A 26,137-nucleotide genomic window follows, 5' to 3' on the forward strand; every position below is an offset into this window, starting at 1 on the left:
TAAAAGTTAAAGGGCATCGCTTACAGTTGATGCCTTTTTTTTGGTATTTATTGCAACATTTATTTTTAGGCTTTAAACAATTTGAAGTACAATTCGAATTGCATATAGCTTTTTTTATAGTATTTTTTTGTATTGTAACACTAGACGGTGTTTTTTTGTTTTCTTTATAAAATATAATCATAACAGAAAATAACTTACTTAGCTACAAATATAATTATTTATTTAGAATAAATAAAAATAATTTATAAAACTAATTTATAATCAATAAAAACTTTACTTAAACTATCTTTGTTGTATTATTAAAATGTGAGTTTTGTTACAAAAACTAAGTGTATATATATTTATTTTACTGTATCTGGTTGCTATGTTACGTCCTGTAGCTCCTTTTGTGGAGTATGCAATAAATTATGATTATATATCAAAAGTATTATGTATTAATAAAGACAAGCCAAAACTTCAGTGTAATGGTAAGTGTCAATTAATGAAAAAAATAGAAAAGCAACAAGAAGATGATTTTAAATCTCTTCGCATTCATATGGAAGAATATCCTATTGGTTTTGTTCAACTATTAACTTTAGCACAAGACAGGTTGATAGAAATTTCTAGGGTTAATCAATTTTTTCATAATGAAGTGTATTCTTACTTATTTGAAACAACTACTTTCCATCCACCCAATACTTTCTTTTTATATCGGTTAGCTTAATAAAAGCTTGTGTTTTAATACAAGTTTAGTAAGTTATTTATTAATTTTTAAAAATATAATTTTTTTGATGCTTTTACTAAAGCATCAAAATATAAACGCATATAAAAATGAAAAAAATAGTCAGTTTAATAGTAGTAGCTATTGCTTTTACATTCACATCTTGTGATGAAGTTACATCAGAATTAGAAGGAGAAAATAATGTGTCAATTGATTTTGACGCTAGTTTTGCAGGAGAAAACTTAGCTTTAGGAGTAGAGAAAACTTTAATTGATGGAGATAGTAAACAAAAACTAACCATTAATGCATTTGATTATATTGTTGGTAACTTTGTGTTAGTAACAGAATCGGGTGAAGAGTATGTATATCCAAAGGAAAAAAGTTTTTTTATAATAAGTGAAGGAGGAGAGAAATATAATAAAACCACAAAGGAAAACAGTATATTACCATCAAAAACAGAAGTTAATTTAACAGATATCCCTGCTGGAAAATATACCAAAATTAAGTTTGGAATAGGTATTGATGAAGATACTTATAAAGGTGGAAAACAATTTGCAAATAACCTTTGGGAAAGAGCTGAAGAATACTCATTAGTTTGGGCTTGGGCTACTGGGTATAAGTTTTTAGTATTGGAAGGAACAGTTTTAATAGAGTCAGATTTACAAAGTACTAAAACTTTCAAATATCATGTAGCAGCAGCAGCAAACGATGGTGAGTATGCTGCAGGAAAAGAGTTGTATAAAGAAATAATTATTGATTTAACTGATAATCCATTCTTAGTTGGAAATAATAAATCTCCACAGGTACATCTTCGTGTAGATGCTAGTAAAATGTTAACTGGTACAAATACTATTGAGGTGGTTGAAACACCTGTTTTGATGGGGCCTAAAACAGCTCCTATTTCAGAAAACAGTATGAAAATGTTTGCTTTCGATCATTTACATTATAACGAAGAAAATCATTAATATTAATAAAACAGTTATTACAGAAGCAAAACTGTAGTAACTGTTTTTAAAATTTTACAAAATGAAAAATTATTTTTTTGTTTTAGTAGTTTTTGTATTGTTATTTTTTAGTTGTAATGAAGAAGAAAATATATATACAAGAATACCCGTTGATTTTGAAAAACCTAGTAATTTTCCTGAGTCAACTTATGCTTTTGAAAATAATCCACTTACCGACAAGGGAATTGCTTTAGGTAAAAAGATTTTTTATGATGGCGTACTGTCTTCAGACGGAACAACTTCTTGTGCCTCTTGTCACGAACAAACCTTTGCGTTTACGCATCACGGACATCAATTTAGTCACGGCGTTGATGGTAGAGAAGGAACACGAAATACACCGCCAATTCAAAATATGGCGTTTCAAAAACATTTTGCTTGGGATGGAGCCACATCACATTTAGATATGTTTCCAATCGTGCCAATTACCAACCCAAACGAAATGGATGAAACTGTTTCGAATGTTATCGAAAAGTTGAAAAAGAAAGCTCCGTATAAAAAAATGTACGAAGAAGCTTTTGATAACGGCGAAATAACCTCAGAAAATACTTTTAAAGCATTATCGCAATTTATGCTGACAATGGTTTCTGCAAATTCAAAATATGATACATATATCAGAAATGAAACTGACAGCAATTTTTCATCAGAAGAAAAAAAAGGACTAAAAATTTTTCAACAAAAATGCGCAACCTGTCATCAAACCGATCTATTTACAGACGATTCTTTTCGAAATAATGGATTATCAATAGATCCAAAAATTCAAGATGTTGGACGCATGGAAACAGCTTTTGATAGCAAAGAAAAATATAAATTTAAAGTGCCAAGTTTACGAAATATCCAAGTAACCGCACCCTATATGCATGATGGAAGGTTCTTAACACTCGAAGCAGTACTTAATTTTTATTCCGATGGCGTTCAAAATACTGAAAATTTAGATCCAATTTTAAAACAAAACGGAATACTCGGAATACCATTAACAACACAAGAAAAACAAGCAATTATTGTTTTTTTAAAAACACTTACAGATGATACCTTTCTTACAGATAAAAGATTTGAACCTTAATAAAATAGTATTTTTAATAAGTATATTTATAGGAACACAGTGTTTTTCTAAAGATATTTTCCCGCCTTCGTATAAAGCTTTTTTAGAAGAAGAATGCGATGCCTGCGGATGTAGTAACAACGGAGGAAGTTTAGGAATGGGAGGTGTTATCGATAATAATTTTGTAGGAGTTCGATATTTACATCAAAAATACCAATCAAAAGATGGAATTTTTAGCGATTCTCCCAAAATTAACGAGTTCTTTAATACTGTACAAATTTGGTCAAGAATCCCAATTATCGAAAACCTAGAACTGCAAGTTTTTGTACCATATCATTTTCATCATAGAGAATATATCACTAAAAAAACATCCATAAATGGACTCGGAGATATTAGCCTATTTGCTAATTATTCAATAATTAATCAACAAAAAGCAACCTATAATAAAATAACAGATAGAGTTCATTCAACCAATCATGTCGTAAAAATAGGAGCAGGAGTTAAATTACCAACAGGAAATTATAATGAAAAAATTAATAATTCGGTAAATCCTAGTTTTCAGCTAGGTACGGGAAGTGTCGATTATATCGCAAACCTACAATATGTGTATAAATACAACAATATAGGCGTTACCAATTATGTAAATTATTACTACAAAACAACCAACGATAAAGAATATAAATTTGGAAATCAATTCAATTTTAATAGCGCCTTCTTTTATGTTTTTAAAGATAATAAAGCACATGCTTTTGTGCCTTCTTTAGGAGTATCAGGTGAGTTTTATCAAAGTAATGAAAAATATAATTTACCCGTAAAAAATACCGATGGTCATGCTATTTTTACCAATATCGGTATTGAATATAACAGCGAAAAACTAACTTTTGGAGCATTAGCAATGTATCCAATTGACCAAAATTTATCACAAGGAATTATTGAAGTTCAATACAGAACAAGTGTATATATAAACTATAACTTCTAAAAAAATAGTTTAAAAAAAATTCAACAAATTTACAATAATGAAAAAAATACTACTTTTATTCATAGGACTTCTAGTGCCTATATGTAACGTTTTTGCACAAAAAATATATAAAGGAAAAATTACGGATGAAAATAAAAACCCAATTATTGGAGCTTCTATTGTTTCTACGATTGATAAAAATATAGGAACAGCTTCTGATTTAAATGGTGATTTTATAATTAAATTAACAAACTCAAAAAATCAGAAAAATGTAAAAGTAACAATTACAACAGTCGGGTATCAAACAAAAATTGTAACACTTCTTGATAAACTAAACAGTATTCAGTTAAAAGAAAATCAAGAAAGTTTAGAGGAGGTTATTGTAACTGCTTACGGAACGTCTAAAAAAAGAAGTTTAATCGGTTCGGCAAATAAAGTAAGTAATAAGGTTCTTAAAAGAACAGCTTCTGCAAGTTTTGAAACAGCTTTACAAGGAAGTGTTGCAGGGGTTAATATTTATACGACAGGTCAGCCAGGAGGAAGTTCTAATGTTCAAATTAGAGGAATTGGTTCTATTAATGGAGTAACTCAACCTCTATATGTTTTAGATGGGGTTGTTATTAATTCTGATAATAATTCTCGTATCGGAGGTAATGGGGCTGTAAATAAAATGAATCCGTTATCTACGTTAAATTCTAATGATATAGAGAGTATTACTGTGTTAAAAGATGCAGCAGCAGCTTCGTTATATGGGTCTAGAGCAGCTAATGGAGTTATTGTAATTACCACAAAAAAAGGAACTAATGGCGATACAAAAATGACGTTTTATACAGAATTTGGACCTACGTTTAATTTAACCGAGGAAAAAACAATAACAAATACTCAATTTAAAAATCTTTGGGAAGAAGGACAGTTACATCAGTATATTCAAAATAATGAAAATAGTGAGTTTTCTAGAGTCTATAAAGATGCAGTTCTGTATGCTAAATATAAAAAATCTTCACAAAACGATTATGAGTCAATTTATGGAAATAAGCAGGTTAATTCTGATTGGCTAGATGCTATTTATAGAACAGGTTCTGTACGTAAATATGGTCTTTCCGCTAGAGGAGGTAATGAAGATACAAGGTTTTATGCATCAGGTAGTTATTTAGAAAGAGAAGGAACTATTATTAAATCGGATTATAAACGTTATTCAGGAAGACTTAATATTGAAAATAAAGCTAAAGATTGGCTTACTATTGGTATGAATCTTTCTGTAGCAAAGTCAGAAAGAAATACAGGGCAGTATGATGGAACGTATGCAGGAGGATTAAACCCATTATATATGGCTCGAGTTTTACCTCAAGCAGCACCTATTTATGATGCTAAAGGGTATATGGGAATTGCAAATTTACCAAACGGAATTGAAAAAAATGCCAATCCTATAGGTATTATAAAAGTAGGAGAATATATTAATAATGAATTTAGAGTTAGAGGAAATGCTTTTGCTCAAATCAATTTAACGAAAGAATTTAATTTTAAAACAACTTTCGGAATCGACCATCAAAATAATGAAGAATCTTTATATGATAATAAAGAATTTGGAGCTGGTGGAGGTAAATGGAATGGTGTTTTATATGTTTCACAGGGTAAAGCTTTTCAATATACATCGTCTAATTTATTAACGTTTAATAAAGAAGTTAATAAACATGCTTTTGGAGCTTTATTAGGATTTGAATCTCAAGTATCAAAAATGAAATCAATAAATAATTCAGGGTATGATATTTTAGATAATGAGTTATTATCTTCAAGTAGTATCGGTTCGTTATGGTCTTGGAAAGGACATTCTGAAAACTATGCTTTATTGTCTTATTTTTCTCAATTCAATTACAATTTTAATAAAAAATATTATTTAGCAGGAAGTTTTAGAAAAGATGGTTCTTCTCGTTTCGGAAAAGATTCTAAATGGGGTAATTTTTGGTCTGTTTCAGGAGGCTGGATTATCAGTGAAGAAAATTTTTTAAATATAGATGCACTTAATTATTTAAAACTTAGAGCTAGTTATGGAACAAATGGTAATTTACCTCCAGAACATTATGCTTCATTAGCTTTTTTCGATTCTGCTAAAAAAGGATACGGAGGTTCATCAGGGCTTTCATATGGACAGTTAGCAAATCCTAATTTATCGTGGGAGTTAAGTAATAATTTTAATATAGGAATTGATGCTGTAGCATTTAATAAGTTAAATATTTCGTTAGAATACTTCTCAAAGAAAACGAAAGATTTACTCTTAAATATTCCTGTATCAGGAACTACGGGTTTTAGTAATCAACTACAAAATTTTGGAGAAATGAATAATTCTGGTTGGGAATTGGAGTTAGGTTATACACCTATTTCTAGTACTGATTTTTCATGGAATACCAAATTAAATCTATCATTACTAACCAATGAGGTAACCAAGTTAAAAGGAGATTTAACACCAACGTATAACTCTAAATATGGTCAAAATCCTACAATTGTTAAAGTAGGAGAAAGTTTAAATTCTTTTTATTTAAGAGATTATGCAGGAGTTAATAAAGAAAATGGATTGGCTCAATATTATGTTTTAAATCAAGGAAAGCGAACAGGAGAAATAACAACAGATGCAAAGTCTGCAGGATTTGGAATTTTTGGAAAAGCACTTCAAAATATTCAAGGAGGGTTTTACAATCAGTTTACATACAAAAACTTAAATCTAGATTTTTTATTCACTTTTGGATTAGGAGGAAAAGTATATGACAGAACAGCTTTTAAAAGAGATGATGATGGACATGCTCCACAATTTACAAATACGACAGCACAATTAAATCCATGGAATCCAAATAATCTTAGTTCAGATGTGCCTATTAGAATTAACGGTAATAATACTTTTTCAAATGATGTTTCTACAAGACATTTATATAGTGCAGATTATTTAAAATTAAAGAACGTTAAATTAAGTTTTAATTTACCTAAAATGAAAATAATTGACGGTGGAAGTGTATATATTCAAGCAGATAATTTATTGATGTTTACAGAGATGAATGATTATGACCCTGAAGCAATATCTAATGGTGTTAATTTCTTTCAAACACCAACAGCAACTAGTATTCTATTAGGATTTGAATTAAAATTTTAAAAATAAATTAACGATGAAAAAAATAAAATATATAAAGATAGCAATATTGCTTGTCGGAATCTTTGTACAACAAGGTTGTAGTGATGAAATATTAACCCAAGACCCTGACCATGTAATTTCAGAAGTATTAGTTATAAAATCAGTTGATAAACTACAAAGTTTACTTAATGGCTCATATAATGAAATATCAAAAGCATCATATTTAGGTCGTAATTTGTATAAGAGAGCAGCTGTAAAGGGAACTGATTTTAGGTTTGTAAAAACAACATATAATCCTAGAGATTACGAGCAAACCGAATATAAATATAATGAAAGTAGTAATAATAATGGTGGTGCAGAAAGTTTATGGCTACAGTCTTACAAGGCAATAGGAAATCTTAATTTAATATTAGATAATATAGAAAATGCTGAAGGAAGTAATATTGATAAAAAACAAATTAAAGCAGAAGCCTTAGCACTTCGTGGAATGATATATTTCGATTTAACAAGAACATTTACCTATCCTTGGATTAAAGAAGGAGAGAAATCACAAGGATTGCCATTAAAATTATCTTCTTCAGAAATTGTTATTGAAAGAAGCAATTTAGGTGCAACTTATAATCAAATTATTTTAGATTTAAAACAAGGGCTACAATTAATTAAAAATGATTCATGGGCAGAGGGTAGCACCAAATATATTACTAAAACAGGAATTAATGCTTTATTAGCTAGAGTGTATTTATACAAGCAAGATTGGAATAATGCCCTTTTTTACGCTAAAAAAGTAATAGCTGTAAGAGGAGAAAGTTACCTTATGGGAATTGATAATTATCAATTTAATGATTATACATCAGAATCGCTTTTTGAAATTAGTATAGATAACCAGAACTCAGTAGGAAGTAATGGTTTGGGCGCTCAATTTGATTTTCGTGAAGGAGGACAAGGCGATGTTATTGCTACTCAAACTTTTGTTAATTTATTAAAATCGTATAAAGGAGACCCCCGAAAAAATTTATTAACAGATGATAAAGAAGGTACAAAGATGGGCTTTGTAAAATATATTAATAGAGAAGGAGGTTCAGGGTTAAGTATTCATAATGTTCCAGTAATACGTCTTTCTGAAGTTTATTTAATAGCTGCAGAGGCTTGTGCAAATGGAGCTTCTGGACTTTCTGAAGCTAGAATGTATATTAATACTTTAATAAGAAAACGAACAACAGATTTTGATGCTCATAAAGTAACAGCGTCAGGGAACGTTCTTAAAAAACGAATACACGAAGAACGTAGAAAAGAGTTGGCGCTTGAAGGACATGGAGTTTATGATTATATAAGAACAGGTACAAATATTAATCGCCTTATAACAGACCATATCAATACAGGTTTAAAATCTAATAATTTGAATATAGTCGCATTTTCACCACAAACAATATACCCGATACCTGCAAGTGAGGTAAAAGCATCAGGAATGAAACAAACAAAAGGGTATTAATTATTTTTATTTTTAAAAAAAAGGGTCTCAATTTTTTGAGACCCTTTTTTTTGATATTTATTAAAAATCACTTAAAAGTACATAAGCTGTTTTTATACTTGGCGTTTTATTATGGAGCGATGTCCATGCAAAATATACTTTATCTTTAACTACTTCCATTTGAGGAAATCCAGATTTTCGAGAGCTATTTATTTCACTAATAATAATAGCTTTAGATTTATATCCTGAATTATTTACTTTTACAGCCATTAAATAACTTTTATCATTCAATAATTCAATCCAAGAAACTAAGGCGTTTTTGTTGTCTAGTAATTTAATATCAACCCTACCTAAAGTTTCTTTATTATTGATTAAAACAGGTGGAGAAAAATTAGCACCACCATCTTGAGAAAAAACAACTTTAACAGTCGGTTTATCGTTTACAGCAGTGTACCAAGCTACTGCCACATCATTTTTTAAAGCATCAACTTTAGGGCCATTTACAGGACATCCTTTAATCATCCATTGGTCATTATAAATAGGTTGAGGTGTAATCCATTTACCATTTACATATCTTGTTATAGAAATATCTCTAATCTCATTATCAGTCCTATCACGATATAAAACTATGGGACCATTTTTAGTAATCGCAGCGGTAGTTTGGCAACAACTACATGTTTTTGAATCTAAAAGAGTTCTATTTGTTATTTTACCATCAGAAGAAACCTCTGCCGATCTTAGGGTCATAGTCCCTTGATGCCCTGCGTGTCCATTGTTTTTGTTAGCATTTATTGAAGCTGTATTTCTTCCGTCTAGCCAGGTTATAAAAAAATGATTATTATAAGGAATCATTGTTACAAATCCATGTTCAGTTTTAGTCGTATCATCATGAAGCGGTAAATTTACTAGCCACTCTTTTTTTTCTTCAGATAATACATTTAATTTGATATCATAAGAATAGGTTTCTTCGGATGATTTTTTTAAAAAATGAGATAAAATAGTATTATTGTTCGCAGAAATTGAAGGGAAATCAGCCCAGTTTACAAACCAATTTTTACCTTTTATTATTTCTTTTGATTTCTCCCAGTTTCCTTTTTTTAGTTGTGAATAATTAAGCTGATTTATAGAGTCGTTTATTTTTTTGTTCCACGATAACAATAGTGTTCCTTTTTTAGTTGTAAATAGATAGGGTAAACTAGTTTGATTGTTATCATCTAAAGTTATAAAATTGGTTGTTTTTTTTTGATTAGAATTACATGATATTAATGTAGAAATAATTAATAATAATATATATGGGTTTTTATTTTTCATTTATTTCTTTATTTGAGTGTGTATTTTTAAGTTTTTTTAAATCTAAAACACCTATGTTTTTAGAAACTTCTATACCTTTTTCATTATATATAAAAGTAGTGGGTAGTGAGTAAATTTTTAAATTAATAAGGTTTTCTTTATATTTAATAAATTTTAATTTAAGATTATTTTTTTCTTTAAAATTTTTAATTTCCTCTATACTTTGATCCGAAATAAAAAGAAGAATGTAGTTTTCTTTTTCAAAAAAGGCTTTATTTTGGGAAAATAACATAATTTCACTTCTACAGTTTTTACACCAAGTTGCCCAAAAATTTAATACTACTTTTTTACCTTTATAATCACTTATATTTATGGTATTTCCATATAAGTCGATATATTTTTTTGTTGTATATGCTTTGTTATATTCGTTTGATTTGTTTTCTTTTTCAGTTGTTTTACAGCTTGTTATAGTACTTGTTGATATAAATAAACTAACTAATATACTCTTTTTTATATAGTAGAGGTACGTCATAAACTTAATAATATTTCCTAGTCAAAAATAAGAATATCTAAAAGAATAAAAATTGATTAATACTGTTTTAAATTTAACATAAGTATAGGTAATTATTAAGGTTTTTTTTCTGTAAGGATTCGTAATTTTGAAGACCAAATAGTAATAATAGCAATTTAAAAATAATTTAGAATGAAAAAAAGTCTCTTAGTAATAGCTGTTTTAATGCTAACAATATTATTTTCTAATCAAGTAAAAGCACAAAGTTTTGCAGGATTAGATAAAAGTCCGATGGATGCGGCGGCATATCCTAGTAGTTATCGAATTTCAGATAAGTTGGTAAAAGTAATTTATAGTCGTCCGCAATTAAAGGGAAGAGCCGTTTCTAAATTAGCACCCAATGAAAAAGTATGGAGAACAGGTGCTAACGAAGCTGCCGAAATTACATTTTATAAAGATGCTAATTTTGGAGGAAAAGAAGTTAAAGCAGGTACTTACACATTATTTACCATTCCTGGAGATAAAGAATGGACGGTAATTTTAAGCACCGCTAAAAATGTATGGGGTTCTTATCTTTATAGTGAATCGGAAGATGTGGTACGTGTACAAGCAACGGTTTCTAAAGCGACTAAAAAAACAGAAGTATTTTCTATTGCCTTTGATGGAAAAGATACTGATTTTAATATGTATTTAGGATGGGGAACAACGATAGTTGAGGTTCCTGTAAAAGCATAATTTTTTTATATTTAATTTCTACAAATAGGTTTGAAAATCAATTGATTTTTAAACCTATTTGTATTTATTTAAGAAGATTTTTGCTAATAAAAAATAAACAAATATAGTATTTAAAATAAACGTAAATTTGTCGCTTCTTAAACGAAATACAATGCAATATAATCATCAAGAGATAGAAAAGAAATGGCAACAGTTTTGGGCAGATAACCAAACATTTAAAGCCAGTAATGAATCAGAGAAACCTAAATATTATGTGTTAGATATGTTTCCTTATCCTTCAGGAGCGGGTTTACATGTTGGGCATCCTTTAGGATATATTGCATCTGATATTTATGCACGTTATAAGCGTCATAAAGGATTTAACGTATTGCATCCGCAAGGATATGATTCTTTTGGTTTACCAGCAGAACAATACGCAATTCAAACAGGTCAGCATCCAGCAATTACTACCGAAACAAACATTAATACGTACCGTCGTCAGTTAGATACTATTGGTTTTTCTTTCGATTGGTCTCGTGAGGTGAGAACTTCTAGCCCTGAATATTATAAATGGACACAGTGGATTTTTATCCAATTATTTAATTCTTGGTATAATAAAGATTCTGATAAAGCTGAAGATGTTTCAACTTTAATTTCAGTATTTGAAACGGAAGGAAATGCATCTGTAAATGCAGTTTCAGAAGAAGATATCGCTATTTTTTCTTCGGATGAATGGAATGCCTTTTCTGATAAAGAAAAAGAAGCTGTTTTATTACAATATCGTTTAACCTATTTATCTGATACCGAAGTAAACTGGTGTCCTGAGTTAGGAACAGTATTGGCAAATGATGAAATTATCAACGGCGTATCAGAACGTGGAGCGCATCCTGTAATTCGTAAGAAAATGACACAATGGTCTATGCGAATTTCAGCATATTCACAACGTTTATTAGACGGATTAGAAAACATCGACTGGCCACAACCTTTAAAAGATAGCCAAACAAATTGGATTGGTAGAAGCCAAGGAGCAATGGTAACTTTTAAAGTAGATGCTTTAGAAGTAGAAGCTGGAGTAAAATTATCATTCAAAGAATTAGAGGCATTAAAAGAAATGCGTTTAAACTTATCAAAGGCGGAAGAAGTACTTTGGAATGAATTAAAAAATAAAAAAGGAGCATCAAAATTTAGAAAAAAATATACCATCGGTACGTTTTTAGTAGATTATGTATGTTTAGCAAAAAATATTGTTGTTGAATTTTCTGGTAAAGAAGATGAAGCAGCAAGAACTACGTATTTTGCAAACGAAGGACTTCATATCGTTCGCTTTACAAATGAAGAAGTATTAGAAAATGTTTTAGGTGTTGTATCTAAAATTAATAATACCATTCAATTTGCAAAACCTCTTGAAAAATCAACAGTTGAGGTAGCAGAAACAGCAGTACAAAACGATTATGTAATAGACGTTTTTACTACAAGACCTGATACTATTTACGGAGTATCTTTTATGACATTAGCTCCAGAACATGAGTTGGTAACTAAAATTACAAGTGAATCTCAAAAGAAAGCTGTTTATGCGTATATAAAAGCAACAGCAAAGCGTTCTGAACGAGATAGAATGGCAGATGTAAAAACTATTTCAGGAGTATTTACAGGAGCCTATGCTTTACACCCATTTACAGGAAAACAAGTACCAATTTGGATTGGTGATTACGTATTAGCAAACTACGGTACAGGTGCAGTAATGGCAGTTCCTTGTGGTGACCAACGTGATTATGATTTTGCAAAAAACTTCGGATTAGCAATTCCTAATATTTTTGCTGATGTTGATATTTCTGAAGCTGCACATGCAGATAAAGAAGGAACTAAAATTGCAAATTCTGATTTCTTAGATGGTTTATCATATAAAAAAGCCATGAAATTAGCTATCTACGAAATGGAGAAGCAAGGTTTCGGTTTTGGAAAAATAAACTACCGTTTACGTGATGCTGTATTTAGTCGTCAGCGTTATTGGGGAGAGCCTTTTCCTGTATATTACAAAGATGGAATGCCACAAATGATTGACGCAAAATATTTGCCAATTGTTTTGCCAGAAGTTGAAAAATATTTGCCAACACAAGATGGAAAACCACCTTTAGGAAATGCGGAGGTTTGGGCTTGGGATACTGAGAAAAATGAAGTAGTTTCTAACGATTTAATTAATAACGAAACTATTTTTAACTTAGAATTAAACACCATGCCAGGTTGGGCAGGAAGTTCTTGGTATTTTAACCGTTATATGGATGCTACAAATGATGGAGAATTTGTAAGCAAAGAAGCGGCTGATTACTGGAAAGAAATCGATTTATATATTGGAGGTTCTGAACATGCAACAGGACATTTATTATATGCTCGTTTTTGGCAAAAATTCTTGTTTGATAAAGGCGCTTTACCTGTTGATGAGTTTGCTAAAAAACTAATCAATCAAGGAATGATTTTAGGAACATCAGCACTTGTTTATGAAGCGTTGTTTGACGGTAAAAAACATAATTTATATGTTTCTGCTGATTATTTCCAAGGAGAAAATCAAATAGAAGATACAGAAGCTGATGATAAATTAGGTTCTCGATTACATAAAAAATTAGTAGAAGCAGGTTTAACAGAAGAAACAGAAGCATCTTTAACGTACAGACCAATTCATATTTGTGTAAGTACTTTAGAAGGAGATATCAATGTAAATATTGATAAATTAAAAGCTTGGAGATCAGAATTTGAAACTGCTGAGTTTGTTTTTGGAAGAGATAATCAATTTGTATGTTACAGAGAGGTTGAGAAAATGTCAAAATCTAAATACAATGTTGTAAATCCTGATTTAATTTGTGAAGAATTTGGAGCAGATGCATTACGTTTATTCGAAATGTTTTTAGGTCCTTTAGAACAAACGAAGCCTTGGAAAACTTCAGGTATTTCAGGAGTATATTCTTTCTTAAAGAAATTATGGAAATTATATGTTGGCGAACAAGGAGTTATTATAACTGAAGAAGAACCAACCAAAGAAGAATTTAAAATTTTACATAAAACCATTAAAAAAGTAGCAGAAGATATCGAGAATTTCTCTTTCAATACTTCGGTTTCTACTTTTATGATTGCGGTAAATGAATTAACTGCTTTAAAATGTAATAAACGTGCAATTTTAGAGCCTTTATTAGCTTTAATCTCACCATATGCACCACATATTGCAGAAGAATTATGGAGTCAATTAGGGCATGAAGGTTCAATTTCAACAATTGATTTTCCTAAATTTGAAGCTTCTTATTTAGTGGAAAGCTCAAAAAATTATCCAGTTTCTTTTAATGGAAAAATGCGTTTTACTTTAGAATTAGCATTAGATTTATCGAAAGAAGAAATTGAGAAAATTGTATTAGCAGACGAGCGTACAATTGCACAATTAAAAGGACAAGCACCTAAAAAGATAATTATTGTTCCTGGAAAAATTATTAACCTTGTAGGGTAATTTTATTTTATACTAAAAAACTCCTTTGTTTATTCATTTAAACAAAGGAGTTTTTATTTGTTTAAAAACTGTAATTTACACCCAAAATACAACTACATCTGTGCATATTTTATCATATAAAAAAACTACTTTAAATGTTCAATACTTTAATAGTATAGCTGAAATATCGAATGATATTTGGCGTGAGTTAAACTGTTCAGATAACTTATATTTTAGTCCAGAGTATTTAGAAGCTTTACAATTAAATAATCCGGCAATAAAATTTGCTTATATTATTCTATTCAACAGTACTAACAAAGCTATCGCTTTGGCAACTATTCAAATTATAGATTTTAATTTAGATAGTATTCAAAATAATATTGAGTCTGTAGTAGATTGGGTAAAGTGTGTGGGCAGAAAATTAGGGTTTTTATCTTCAACAAAAATTTTAAAAATACTTACCTGTGGCAATGTTTTTGTTAGCGGTGAGCATGGTATTTTTATAAAAAACAATCAGAATAAAACTGAAATAATAAAACAGATAGCTAAAGCTGTAGTTGATTTTTCTAACATTAATTCTGAAAATATGGTTGATGTTTTTATTTTAAAAGATTTTGAAAATGAGTCATTATCAATTTCTTCTGTATTAGTTAAAGAGGGTTACAATTCGTTTAATGTAGAGCCTAATATGGTTTTAAAGCTTGATAGTAACTGGGAATCTTTAAATGATTATTTAGGGGTTTTAAAAACAAAATTTAGGGTTAAAGCAAAAAAAGCGCTTAAGCTTAGCGCTCAGTTACAAGTAGAGGAGGTTACTGGTAGTAGACTTATAGAATTATTTCCAGAAATGACCTTGCTCTATAAAATGGTTTCTAATAAAGCTACTTTTAATTTAGGAGATTTTAATTTACAAACTTATCAAATGTTAAAGCATAATTTAGGGGATGCTTATTTTTTAAAGGCATATTGGTTAGAAGATAAATTAGTTGGTTTTTTATCAGGAATTATTAATAATAGCTCTTTAGATGCTCATTTTGTTGGAATTGACTATGATAATAATAAGCAATATGCTATTTACCAGCGTATGCTATATGATTACATATGTTTAGGTATTAATAAAAAAGTGCAAATGATAAATTTTGGAAGAACCGCTAGTGAAATAAAAAGTTCAGTTGGAGCTGTTCCGCAAGATTTAACCATTTATTTACGTCACAAAAAAACAATAACAAATGGTATTTTAAGCCTATTTTTAAAACGCATACAACCTCAATACTTTATTCAAAAAAATCCATTTAAAAATTAATAATTAAAGCAACGTTACTTTATAGCAATGAGAAATATTCGAGAATTATTAAAATTATTAACGTTAAAACAATTAGAAAACAATAAGTTTAAAGGGGTTAATAAAGATATTGGAAGCCCAATTGTTTTTGGTGGGCAAGTTTTAGCACAGTCTTTAAATGCTGCTTACAGAACCGTTTCTGATAAGCGAATTTTACATTCTTTACATTCTTATTTTTTAGAAGCGGGTGATTTAGACTTACCAATAATATATGATGTACAAGTTATTCGTGACGGAGGTAGTTTTTCTACCAGAAGAGTAACAGCATCTCAAAATGAGACAACTATTTTTATTTTAGCCTGTTCTTTTCATAAAATAGAAGAAGGATATGAGCATCAAATATCAATTAACAAGAGTATAAAACAACCCGAAGAGTTGTTTAGTTGGGTGGATATGCTAGATCAATTTGGTGATTTTTTGCCTAAAAAGTTAAAAGATTTTTTAAGTGTTGAACGGCCAGTAGATTTTAAACCTGTACACATTATAAACCCTCTTGACATGAAAAATTTACCTCCTGTTGTTGATATATGGTTTAAGTTAAAAGGCAATTCTGATGATTTATCTTTAGCATTAAAACAGCAAATTTTAACATATGTTTCAGATTATAATATACTAACAGCTTGTTTAAACCCAAATGCAAGTATTGCTAATTTTGGAAACACACAAATGGCAAGTTTAGATCATTCTATGTGGTTTTACCGTGAGTTTGATTTTAATGATTGGATGTTGTTTTCAATAAAAAGTCCTAACTCTTATGGGGCACGTGGATTTGCAAGAGGTAATATATATACTAGAAAAGGTGTTTTAGTAGCTTCTGTAGCTCAAGAAGGGTTAATACGACCTATTAAAAAGAAGTATTAGATTCTAAAATTATATAATAAAAAAGCCGAGTAAATTTACTCGGCTTTTTTATTATAAGAAATAGCAGTTAAATGTTTTTACTACTTATATGAAATTCTTCATAAATTTCTAGTAAACTCATAAGAGCAGAAACTAAGTCTTGTGTTTCAAGTAAAACACTAAAGTATAAGGTTGTATTTTTAGGGCTTGTCTCATCAGTTCTAATACGGGCTACTTGTTTTTCGATAGAGTTAGAAACGTCTTTTAATAATTCTTTCTTCTCATTAATAATAAGTTCTAAGTTATCAAAACTTCTATTCTCAAAAGTAGTACTAATATCATCTAGTAATCTAGATAGTGTTGTGTCAATATGCTTTAAATCTGCTAATTGATCTTTCTTTAAATTTTTATGATTATTATTTACATGCTTAAAACTTGCTCTTGAAATGTAACTAATTGATTGTGCTACATCTTGTAAATATCCTAAAACTAATATATAAAATCTACTTGCTTGAACAGAAGTGTCGTCAAGTGACTTGATAAAGTAGAACACTCCATCTTTTAAGCCATCAATTTCGTCATTTAATTTACCTACATGCTTATCTGTTTTACGTAATTTATTTAAATCATGATTACCTAAATCATCTACTACGTTTGTATATAATTTATTAACACGAGTTGCAACTCCTGCAATATGATCAGCACTTTCTTCGATTACTCCATTAATAGTAATTAATTCAGCTCTTTCAAAATGCATTTTAGTTTCAACATCTTTTGATTTTTTTCTATGGATAAGAGTATTTCTACCTATTAATATAGCAACAACTAACAATAAAACAGGTATCATAACCATATTAAAGCTAATTAAGTAAGCAACTAATGCAGCTGCGAAAAATGCCGTTATTGCTGTTAAAAACCAACCTCCAATAACGTTAATCACTCCAGCAACTCTATAAACAGCACTTTCACGCCCCCAAGCTCTATCAGCTAAAGATGTACCCATTGCTACCATAAATGTTACATACGTAGTAGATAAGGGTAATTTCATTGAGGTGGCAATTGATATTAAAATACCAGCAACAACTAAGTTGACAGATGCTCTTATTAAATCAAAAGCAGGCATCTCATAGGTCTTGTCTTTAGGTAGTTCAATTACTGGTTTTTGAAATTTAGAATCTATATAAGCAAGTGCTTTTGGAGGAGAAATGATTCTAATACCAGTATTTAAAACCATTGCAGCTCTTACAACAATTCTAGATAATGGGTTTGGTTGAAATTTCTCATGTCCTTCACCTTGTCTAGATAAGTTAATACCTGTTTTAATTACATTTTGAGCTTTACTTGAGGTCCATAAAGTTATAACCATAATTGCACCTGCTAATAAAAGCAAATAAACATTTGATGGAACTTTTTTAGCTAAAATACCCATTGAAAAACTGTCTGCAGATATTCCTGAAATTTTCCAAGCTTCGTATGAATTCCAAGCAGCAATTGGTACACCAACAAAATTCACTAAATCATTTCCTGAAAAAGCCATTGCTAAAGAAAACGTTCCGACTCCAATAATTAATTTTAGAACATTTACTTTAAAGAAACTTATTAATGCTTGAGAAATTAAACTCCATATAGCAAAACTTCCGGCAATAATTAATAGCGTGTTACCTTCAATTAAATGCTTTATGTCTTTGTAAAAAGGAGTTCCTTTCATTCCTTTTATAATAATAAAATATGTTATTGCTGTAATTGCAAATCCACCAAATAAAGCACTTATATAACTTGCTCTTTTTTCAAAGTTAAAAGAGTAGATTAATCTAGATATGAATTGAACAATAGCTCCTACAGAAAAAGCTACAACAACGGATAGTAGTATTCCGAAAATAATTTTAATTGCTTGTTCATGATTGATATAATTCCAAATATCAGAAAATGATTGAGTACTGCTAGATGATATTTTTAATAATGATATACAAACAGCTGCACCTAATAGTTCAAAAACGATAGATACTGTTGTAGAAGTAGGCATCCCTAATGAATTAAAGATGTCTAATAATAAAACATCAGTAATCATAACAGCCATGAATATAAACATGATGTCTTGAAACATAAACATGTTAGGGTTAAAAATTCCCTTACGTGCTACTTCCATCATTCCACTAGAAGTAATTGCTCCAAAGAACACACCAATACTAGCTATTATCATTATGTTTCTAACCTTTATTGCTTTAGATCCAATTGCTGAATTTAAAAAATTAACGGCATCATTACTAACTCCTACAACTAAGTCAACAACAGCTAAAATAGCTAAAGCAACAAGCATTAAAATATATGGATCTCCCATCTTTATTTATTTGATTTTTGTTAGGCAAACTTATTAACATAAAATAGGCTTTATGTTACGTTTATGTTATGTTATTGTTTGTTAAAAATGAATATCAAGCTGTAACCTGTACATTAATTCATTAGTATTATTAGCTATGTCTATATAACTAACGTCAGTTTGAACTTTTAGTTTATGTCCTGAAATGTATTTTGATAAACCTAAAGTATATTGGTTTTTAGCATTTTTATTTGTAATTTTATCTAAGCTAATATTTGTGTAACGACTAGATATTTCCCATTTCTTTGAGAGTAAATAACCGGTTTGTAAGTTTAACCCACTACCTACTTGTACTATTTGATTAGTTAAGTTACCGTCTTTATCAGTAGCTAAACTACCATCAGAATTTTTTGCGATAGGATCTTTAGCGTTTCTATACGCATATTCTCCCATAAAAGAGAAACCTTTGTATTTAAACATTGCATCCACAAAAATGGTAGAAATATTTGTTTCATAAAAACCTATGTCATTTTTCATATAAGAGCCTTGGTTACTTCTGTTTTTAACCGCATTGTTATTAAAATCGTAACTAGTACCAATAGCTAATTTTGGAGTTGCTTCTTTTTTTAAATCAGCTCCTTTATAATCGCCTTTACTTTTAAAGTTGCCAAAAGGTAAAAATTCAATACGTGCTGTATATTGATATCCACCAAGGTTACCCGTTGTTACATTTCGACCTTCTCCTTGTGCAATAGATAAAGCTTCACGTATAATAAAACTGTTTGATATATTAAAATGATGTTTTAGTTGTAACCCCATGTCTCTGTCAATATTAAAACTTTTATTTAATAATGATCGATCTACCATTTGTAAGTTTCCAGAAGAAACTATACGTTCTCTATTTCCTGGTAGTTTAGTTTGTCCTATCCATAATTCAAAATTTTCATGAAAATTCCATTTAACAATTGCGTCTAAAATATATCTTGGTGCGTTGTTTGTAAATTCAGAAGTTCCTCCAATATCATTATTTGTAAGTCCTAATTCTAATTTATATTTTAATTTTGGTGAATAAGCGAAACCTTTAAATTTTAAACGAGCTCTTCTTGCTAAGAAAGAAGATGAGGGGTTTGATAATCCCTTTGAATCGGAATCCCATTGCGATGTACTTAGAAATTGCATTCTTGCACCAATTTTCATAGACCAGGTACTGTCTTGTCCTATTAAATTAAATAAACCTTGTCCAAATTTAGGTGCATTTGTTTGTTGTGCATATGTATAAGTAAGCACAAGCATACTTACAATTGTAAGCGCTTTTTTAATATTCATCAGTATTTATTTACTAGTTTTTGTCGATGCAAATAACTAATACTAATGTTAACTTATTGTAAAGATGGTGTTAAATAAAAAAAACTGCCTTGGCCAGAGGCAGTAAGTCTGATAAATAGTCGACAAAAACTAATAAATATCTAGAAGACTTTTCTTTTATTCAGAATAATATCAAAAGTATTATTTCTTTTTTGTTTTAATATTAAGGGGGCTTTAATAAACTGTTATTAAAATTTAAATATATTGTAAAATAGACTTAGGTCCTTCTAAAACAGTTTTTATAATTTGCATTGTTCCATTTTTTTTAGTGATAACATGCCATTTAACAAGTGTAATTTTTAAATTTTCTATTTCAAGACCTGTAATACATCTAGGGTGTACACAACTTCCATCATTAAAGTGAGGAACTTTACCTGGTGACGGAAAACGAGGACGGTGTGTGTGTCCTGTAATTGTCATTTGATTATTATTTTTTATCCATCTTTCGAGCCTACTTTCAACTTTTATGAGTTCTTTAAAATTTTGAGCAGGACTTGTAGGGTCATTGATTCCTACTAACTGTAAAGGTCTCCATAAAACTCTAACTAAAAGACGACTTGTTTTCCAGAAAGTATAATTAAACCAATCAGCTTGGTGGCCGTGTATTAGAAATATTGATTTTCCATTTTCTTGTTCTAATCGTATGGCTTCAGAAAATGATGCATTAGGAAGTAAATCTTTTTTTTTACCTGTTGCAGAATCAATATAGGTATTTAGGTTTTTTGCTACATTTTTAGGGTTCTTATAATACATATCATGATTTCCCCAAATAAAATATAGTTGTTTTTTTGAATGAAATTCTTTTAATAAAAGATATATATCTTTATTGGCATTAAAAATATCAACAAATTTATTTTCCCACAGTTCATCACCATCACCTAATTCTATATAAGTAAAATTTTTTTGTAAATACTGTGATAGGGCAAAGTGAAATATTTTTCGATTATGTGAAAAATCATCAGCAAAACTATTATCGCCTCTATGACAGTCTGAAAATAAAATATATTTGACTTCTTTATTTAAAGATAGTTTTTTAGCTTGTTTAAAAGCATTTGTAATTCTTTTGTTTGATGACATAACTATTATTTACTAGATAAATATCAGTGAAAAAATATTATTATTTGTTTGTAATATTATTTAATAAAAGTATTGTTTTTTCCTACGGATGTAAAATCATCTTCATTTTTTACTTCCCATTCAGAATTTGTAGTGTTGGTTCCTGAGCTAGTAGTCCAATCTACATTACCTTTTGTTACGGTTGTTTTTCTAATTAAAGTATGGTTTTGTGTAGCATTTTCGATTCCTGCAACTTGCCATCCTTTACCAGGGTCTTCTCCAATTTGTCCTATTACATCAATTATTGTGTTGTTTTTCTTTAAAATAACAGTATCATCTCCATTAAATGAGGTTACTCCTGACGTAATATCTCCTTCGTTTTTAATTAAATCTATAGCTTTTACATTATATATAACAAGTACTTCTTCTTTTTTTAGCTTAGTGTTTGTTAAGGTGCTTAAGTCTATTGACCTATATATATCGGTTCCTCCATTAATATATAATTCTACTTTATAGATTGATAGGTCTACTTCATTATTAGTACCATTATAAATTTCAATATATTTATTATTACTAGTACCTTCTGCATATTCTGAAAAAAATAAATCATTAGATATTGGATTGGTATTTACAGGTGTGCATTCGTAATCATTTATAAAATTAATATCATATTCGGCTCTAATATGCAAGTAAGTACCATTGTTTTGTGTTATTATTCCTGTAATGGTTCCTTTTTTATTACTTACGTTATTATTTGAAAATGTAGCATTTGTTGTTACGGGTAGTACTCTTAATTCATTATCACAATCAGAAGTTAATGTATTTGCGCCTACATATTTTTTTGTAGTATTTTTAAATTGAACACTTTCAATTTTAACCAGTTTATTTTCATAGTTTCCTGTTAATGCCTGTGCTATGGTAATTTGTTCAGGCATCGGTAGTGTGCCAGGAGTAGTTGTTAGTATATTTTTAGTAGATAGGTTTAATGCTAATTTGCCATTTGTTTTTGTTAATAGTAACCCCCCAACTGCTATTTCAATTTCATCACCTAAATTTAAGTTGTAAGTATCTGTAAAATTTAAAGCAATTCCGGCAGAAGTATCTTGAGCAAATGCTTTTTGGTTTGAAATGTTTCTATTAGTAATATCAGAGGTTATTACTATTTTTATTTTTAAATTTTGAGATATAGGGGTTTCTTCGTTACTATATAGTTCTATAATTTCTGATATGGATGCTAATGTAGGATTGTTATTACAACCATATTCTTGTGTGAAATTAATATCATTAATATCTCGAATAGTTATTTGTTTTTGATTTTCGATAATATTAAAAACTCCAGTAACACTTCCTTTTTTATCAGGAATTAATAATGCACTATAGGTTGCAAAAACACTATTGACTATATTTATTTTTTCTAAATTTAAACATGAAACCATTGTTCTATTTACTGTATATATAGAGTTTCCTGGTTTAGGAGATGCGTATTTTAATCCTTTAGTTTCTGATTGAAGATTATTTATTTTTACAAGTGTATTTAGGTTTTTTTCGGTTAATTGATTACTATTTATTACAACGGGTATTATCGTAGCAATTTCAGAAGCTCTATCAATATAGCGTACATAATCATTTACACTAATTTCATTAATACCATTACCATATATGTTTTTAGTACCTAGTTGGTAACTACCCTCTGTATTTTTGTTTAAGAATAAGCCTTTTAATTTTATAATAATTTTACGTCCTACAGCATATCTGGCATTTAATTTTGTGTCATTTATTTTTATTTCGAAACCAATTGTTGGGTTTTCAGGGGAGTCTTGAATAAAGAGTGATTTGTAAAAATTTCCTTCTCTATCGTTTGACACTACATAGCCGTACGTAGTAATTTCTTCATCAAAGGCCACTAATTTACCTTTATATAAATCGGCAATTTCACCTAGTGATTTTACGTTTGTATATTCTTCATTATTATTTAGATCAGGAATTGTAAAGTCTCCATCCTTTATACAAGAATATAAGCAAAAAGTTATAAGAATAATAGCAGTGAGTTTTAATTTTTTTAGTTTTTTCATTTTTCAGGATTTATGAATTTTTTAAAATCTATATTTTATGTTAATAAAATAGGTAGCTCCTCTTCCATACCAATATTTAGTACCAAAATTTGGTGTTTTATTCGCTTGATCTACACTTTGTAGAGCGTAGTTAGCGGTTCGTCCTTGTTCATAACCTCCTGTTTTATACTCTTTATTTAATATATTGTTAGCACTTACAAAAAAGCCTAGGTATTTATTTTTACCAACGAGCCATGTTTTACCTCCAATAGCATTTAAAGTATAATAACTGTTAATTTTTTCTTGAGATAAAAGCTTTTTAGCAATAATTGGATCATAATTTGGGAAATACTGACTATCGTCTGTAATAAAAGAGGTTGTTCTTTTTATAGGTGAAGGGCTTATATAAGCTTCACTTAAAAAATTTCCTGTTATACCCATAAACCAATATTCAGGGTCTCTATACTCAAACCCTAAGGAATATACTTTCTGAGGGCCTGAAGCAATTTTATAGTTTTTTAGATTTGTTTTTCCGTAGTTTTTAATACCATTGTTATCAAAACCAGCAAGTTGTGAATCAGAACTTATTTCTGAAGCTAATGTTATATTAGGGTTATTAGCATAGGTATATTGACCTATGTTTGCGGCAGCTTTTACCTTAAAACTTGATAATAACTGAGCTTCAATCCCTAATTCTGTGCCAAAATGTTGTTTTTCTATTCCTGTTAGAATTTCCTGAACAAAAAGATTGTCAGCACCGGTAAAATAAAAAGAAATATCACTAGCATCTTTAATATAAGTGTAATATCCTGTTAGTTTTGCTTTTATAAATGGTAATCTTATAATATAACTAGTATCAAAATAGGTTGTTTTTGAATTATTTAGACTACTAATATCATCAATTGTTAAGTTATTAACCCTTGAATTAGCAAAAGAATTACGAATTGATGGTGCTTTATTTATATATGCTCCATTAATATCTAATAAATGCCGTCCAGAAATTTTATAAGTAAAACCTGCTTTTAATCCGTAACCAAAAAAAGTTAGTTTTTTTGATTTACCTAATGAGTTAGGTATTTTTGTATTTGATTTATCACCTGGGTAAATACCGTTTTTATACAGCCCATTTCGTTGATAGCTAGTGTTTTTAATGGTTCCTGCAACAAAAAAATCTACTTTATTGTATTTAAATTGTAATTGAGTAAAGCTGCTGTATATTTTAGCCGCTAATTGATAATTATATTTAAATCGATCTCCTTTTTTTACAATTCTGTTAATGTTTAATAAATCATTTTGGTAATTATCCTTTCCTAAATCACCAAATTTATTAATATCTAAATAGCCAGTAGCTCCAAACAAATCTAATACAGTTGCAAAGTTTTCTGAATCTAATTTTTGATAAGATACACTTGCTGAAGCATAAATGTTTGGTGAAATCTCGGAGTTTAATACTGAGTTGATACTAAGTTGCTTGTCGTCATTTCTGTCCTCATAGAGTGTAAATAAAGCATTATTACCACTATTTTCATTTCCAGCATATAGATGTTTCCAATCTAATTGACCATTATTTTTAAAATTTATAAGTGCCTTATAGGCATTTTCATAATCAGCACCATAAGGATCATTTAAAAAATAATTAGGTAGTTTTCTGTAATACGTTGGATTTGGATCATTACCTCCATTAAAATCAATACGGCTATTACCTATTTCTCCAAACTGATAAGAAACTCCTGTGTGTAGGTTTGTTTTTTTACTGATATTCCAATAATAATTTAACATTAGTATAGGTTCATCGACTCTTTTTATACGAGCGTTTCTAATTTTTCCGTTTTGATATCCCCAGTAAGGATTATATTGAATTCCTTTAATATTGTAAACTTCTTGTGTGTTAGCGGCCGATTTCCCTCTATGGTTTTTAGTGTAAATACCTGTGAAATTAAGGCTATGTTGTTTATTTAATATTTTTTCTGCTGAAATAAAAAATGAATTTGCATTGTAGTAGGTTCCTTTTATATATCCTTCATCTGCATGCCTTTTACTTGCTGAAATTGTAACAGCCCAATTATTTTTTAATAAACCAGTAGCATACATTGCCATTAAACGGTGTGAATAACTTCTATTGGATGAGGCATATGATATACTACCAGTTTCTTTATATTCAGAAGCACGCGTATTCATATTGGTAGTACCTAAAACACCACCAAAAGTATAAGTAGAGGGTAATAAACCGTTAGTAAAATTTTGGTTTCTTAACACATCGTTTAAACCACCCCAATTACTCCATTGTGGGCTACCATTGTATAGTTTATTCATTTCAATACCATTGATAAGTACCTTTGCATTTTCAGAACCTAGTCCTTTAATTTTGTAAAAAGAAGAGCTCCATTCAAAAGCAGCAGCACGTAAATATGTGTCTTTTGTAGCTTGTAATAACCCAGAAATGTTATCTGAGGTACTAGTATCGTCATTTAGTTCATCATCGGTAAGTATAATAATACCGGTATCTTCATATTCAATACTGTTTTTGTATAAAAAAATAGTACCTAAGCTTATAGGTTTTCCTACTAATTTTATGGGAAAGTTTTGAGACTCAAATCCTTTTAAAGAAATAACAATCATTTTATTTCCTTCAGATATTTCTTTTAAGTTAAAAGTACCTGTAGTATCTGTTTTAGTAGCAACTGTTGAGTTTTTTATATTAACGTAAACGTTTTGTAATGGTTTTTCAGAATCTCCATTAATTATTTTTCCGCTTACATTGCTCTGTCCTTTTAAAAGTGATGTACTTAAAAAGAACATTACTATTGTCACCGTAATTTTTTTCATAAATACTTATTAAGGTATTATTTAAAAATAAAAAGGAGGAGTGTAAAAATAATGATTTTTAGTTGAAAT

17 protein-coding genes are annotated in these 26,137 nt (G+C 29.3%); 10 read left to right on the plus strand and 7 right to left on the minus strand.

All coding sequences use genetic code 11. From position 1 onward, the window contains the following. Positions 1–313: 313 nt before the first annotated feature. The 6 genes from ACN5J4_RS07720 to ACN5J4_RS07745 all read left to right on the plus strand — a co-directional run bounded on the left by ACN5J4_RS07720 (position 314) and on the right by ACN5J4_RS07745 (position 8,308). Complete coding sequence (locus tag ACN5J4_RS07720) at positions 314–703, plus strand: hypothetical protein (protein ID WP_418649437.1); 390 nt, start codon at positions 314–316, stop codon at positions 701–703. A 107-nt stretch (positions 704–810) separates the two neighbouring features. Continuing rightward, complete coding sequence (locus ACN5J4_RS07725; RefSeq protein WP_418649438.1) at positions 811–1,665, plus strand: MbnP family protein; 855 nt, start codon at positions 811–813, stop codon at positions 1,663–1,665. 61 nt (positions 1,666–1,726) lie between these two features. Continuing rightward, positions 1,727–2,764, plus strand: a complete 1,038-nt coding sequence (locus tag ACN5J4_RS07730) for a cytochrome-c peroxidase (protein WP_418649439.1) — start codon at positions 1,727–1,729, stop codon at positions 2,762–2,764. After that, positions 2,727–3,722, plus strand: coding sequence for a hypothetical protein (locus tag ACN5J4_RS07735; protein ID WP_101918631.1), 996 nt, complete (start codon positions 2,727–2,729; stop codon positions 3,720–3,722). Before ACN5J4_RS07730 ends, ACN5J4_RS07735 begins: the two co-directional genes overlap by 38 nt. A gap of 37 nt (positions 3,723–3,759) precedes the next feature. Continuing rightward, positions 3,760–6,840 (plus strand): SusC/RagA family TonB-linked outer membrane protein, encoded by a 3,081-nt coding sequence (locus tag ACN5J4_RS07740; protein WP_418649440.1) that lies wholly within the window; start codon positions 3,760–3,762, stop codon positions 6,838–6,840. A gap of 13 nt (positions 6,841–6,853) precedes the next feature. Beyond that, a complete protein-coding gene (locus ACN5J4_RS07745) occupies positions 6,854–8,308 on the plus strand; it encodes a RagB/SusD family nutrient uptake outer membrane protein (RefSeq protein ID WP_418649441.1) in 1,455 nt (484 codons plus the stop codon). Between the two features lie 60 nt (positions 8,309–8,368). Here the strand turns inward: ACN5J4_RS07745 and ACN5J4_RS07750 are convergent, their stop codons facing one another. Together ACN5J4_RS07750 and ACN5J4_RS07755 are read right to left on the minus strand one after the other, a co-directional pair. Next, positions 8,369–9,598 (minus strand): hypothetical protein, encoded by a 1,230-nt coding sequence (locus tag ACN5J4_RS07750; protein ID WP_418649442.1) that lies wholly within the window; start codon positions 9,596–9,598, stop codon positions 8,369–8,371. Then, on the minus strand, positions 9,588–10,109 hold the full coding sequence (locus tag ACN5J4_RS07755) for a peroxiredoxin family protein (protein ID WP_418649443.1): 522 nt from the start codon (positions 10,107–10,109) through the stop codon (positions 9,588–9,590). The genes ACN5J4_RS07750 and ACN5J4_RS07755 overlap by 11 nt, the downstream gene beginning before the upstream one ends. A gap of 171 nt (positions 10,110–10,280) precedes the next feature. On the opposite strand from ACN5J4_RS07755, the gene ACN5J4_RS07760 reads away from it, so the two are divergent. The 4 genes from ACN5J4_RS07760 (at position 10,281) to ACN5J4_RS07775 (ending at position 16,474) form a co-directional block, all read left to right on the plus strand. Continuing rightward, the gene (locus ACN5J4_RS07760) at positions 10,281–10,823 is read left to right on the plus strand and encodes a DUF2911 domain-containing protein (protein ID WP_233883365.1); all 543 of its coding nucleotides are present in this window, start codon (positions 10,281–10,283) and stop codon (positions 10,821–10,823) included. 151 nt (positions 10,824–10,974) lie between these two features. Further along, positions 10,975–14,292, plus strand: coding sequence for a leucine--tRNA ligase (locus tag ACN5J4_RS07765; protein WP_418649444.1), 3,318 nt, complete (start codon positions 10,975–10,977; stop codon positions 14,290–14,292). A 25-nt stretch (positions 14,293–14,317) separates the two neighbouring features. After that, positions 14,318–15,574, plus strand: a complete 1,257-nt coding sequence (locus ACN5J4_RS07770; protein WP_418649445.1) for a GNAT family N-acetyltransferase — start codon at positions 14,318–14,320, stop codon at positions 15,572–15,574. A 27-nt stretch (positions 15,575–15,601) separates the two neighbouring features. Then, complete coding sequence (locus ACN5J4_RS07775; protein ID WP_418649446.1) at positions 15,602–16,474, plus strand: acyl-CoA thioesterase; 873 nt, start codon at positions 15,602–15,604, stop codon at positions 16,472–16,474. A 67-nt stretch (positions 16,475–16,541) separates the two neighbouring features. On the opposite strand, the gene ACN5J4_RS07780 is transcribed toward ACN5J4_RS07775, so the two are convergent. From ACN5J4_RS07780 to ACN5J4_RS07800, 5 genes are all read right to left on the minus strand, one after another. After that, the gene (locus ACN5J4_RS07780; protein WP_418649447.1) at positions 16,542–18,791 is read right to left on the minus strand and encodes an inorganic phosphate transporter; all 2,250 of its coding nucleotides are present in this window, start codon (positions 18,789–18,791) and stop codon (positions 16,542–16,544) included. Positions 18,792–18,872: 81 nt separating this feature from the next. After that, complete coding sequence (locus ACN5J4_RS07785; RefSeq protein ID WP_418649448.1) at positions 18,873–20,096, minus strand: porin; 1,224 nt, start codon at positions 20,094–20,096, stop codon at positions 18,873–18,875. 234 nt (positions 20,097–20,330) lie between these two features. Next, positions 20,331–21,212: a metallophosphoesterase gene (locus ACN5J4_RS07790; RefSeq protein WP_418649449.1), complete on the minus strand. Its 882-nt coding sequence runs from the start codon at positions 21,210–21,212 to the stop codon at positions 20,331–20,333. A gap of 56 nt (positions 21,213–21,268) precedes the next feature. Beyond that, positions 21,269–23,263: a DUF5689 domain-containing protein gene (locus ACN5J4_RS07795; RefSeq protein WP_418649450.1), complete on the minus strand. Its 1,995-nt coding sequence runs from the start codon at positions 23,261–23,263 to the stop codon at positions 21,269–21,271. Between the two features lie 21 nt (positions 23,264–23,284). Next, complete coding sequence (locus tag ACN5J4_RS07800; protein ID WP_418649451.1) at positions 23,285–26,068, minus strand: carboxypeptidase-like regulatory domain-containing protein; 2,784 nt, start codon at positions 26,066–26,068, stop codon at positions 23,285–23,287. Positions 26,069–26,137: the final 69 nt, after the last annotated feature.

The sequence above is a fragment of the Tenacibaculum aestuariivivum genome, assembly GCF_964507685.1.
In the GTDB taxonomy this organism is placed as follows: Bacteria; Bacteroidota; Bacteroidia; order Flavobacteriales; family Flavobacteriaceae; genus Polaribacter; species Polaribacter aestuariivivum.

Excerpts from the sequence above, each read along its gene's own strand:
- ACN5J4_RS07765 (WP_418649444.1), top strand. The coding sequence starts at position 10,975 with ATGCAATATAATCATCAAGAGATAGAAAAGAAATGGCAACAGTTTTGG.
- ACN5J4_RS07735 (WP_101918631.1), top strand. The coding sequence starts at position 2,727 with ATGATACCTTTCTTACAGATAAAAGATTTGAACCTTAATAAAATAGTA.
- ACN5J4_RS07775 (WP_418649446.1), top strand. The coding sequence starts at position 15,602 with ATGAGAAATATTCGAGAATTATTAAAATTATTAACGTTAAAACAATTA.
- ACN5J4_RS07745 (WP_418649441.1), top strand. The coding sequence starts at position 6,854 with ATGAAAAAAATAAAATATATAAAGATAGCAATATTGCTTGTCGGAATC.
- ACN5J4_RS07740 (WP_418649440.1), top strand. The coding sequence starts at position 3,760 with ATGAAAAAAATACTACTTTTATTCATAGGACTTCTAGTGCCTATATGT.
- ACN5J4_RS07790 (WP_418649449.1), bottom strand. The coding sequence starts at position 21,212 with ATGTCATCAAACAAAAGAATTACAAATGCTTTTAAACAAGCTAAAAAA.
- ACN5J4_RS07760 (WP_233883365.1), top strand. The coding sequence starts at position 10,281 with ATGAAAAAAAGTCTCTTAGTAATAGCTGTTTTAATGCTAACAATATTA.
- ACN5J4_RS07750 (WP_418649442.1), bottom strand. The coding sequence starts at position 9,598 with ATGAAAAATAAAAACCCATATATATTATTATTAATTATTTCTACATTA.
- ACN5J4_RS07755 (WP_418649443.1), bottom strand. The coding sequence starts at position 10,109 with ATGACGTACCTCTACTATATAAAAAAGAGTATATTAGTTAGTTTATTT.
- ACN5J4_RS07725 (WP_418649438.1), top strand. The coding sequence starts at position 811 with ATGAAAAAAATAGTCAGTTTAATAGTAGTAGCTATTGCTTTTACATTC.
- ACN5J4_RS07800 (WP_418649451.1), bottom strand. The coding sequence starts at position 26,068 with ATGAAAAAAATTACGGTGACAATAGTAATGTTCTTTTTAAGTACATCA.
- ACN5J4_RS07780 (WP_418649447.1), bottom strand. The coding sequence starts at position 18,791 with ATGGGAGATCCATATATTTTAATGCTTGTTGCTTTAGCTATTTTAGCT.
- ACN5J4_RS07785 (WP_418649448.1), bottom strand. The coding sequence starts at position 20,096 with ATGAATATTAAAAAAGCGCTTACAATTGTAAGTATGCTTGTGCTTACT.
- ACN5J4_RS07730 (WP_418649439.1), top strand. The coding sequence starts at position 1,727 with ATGAAAAATTATTTTTTTGTTTTAGTAGTTTTTGTATTGTTATTTTTT.
- ACN5J4_RS07795 (WP_418649450.1), bottom strand. The coding sequence starts at position 23,263 with ATGAAAAAACTAAAAAAATTAAAACTCACTGCTATTATTCTTATAACT.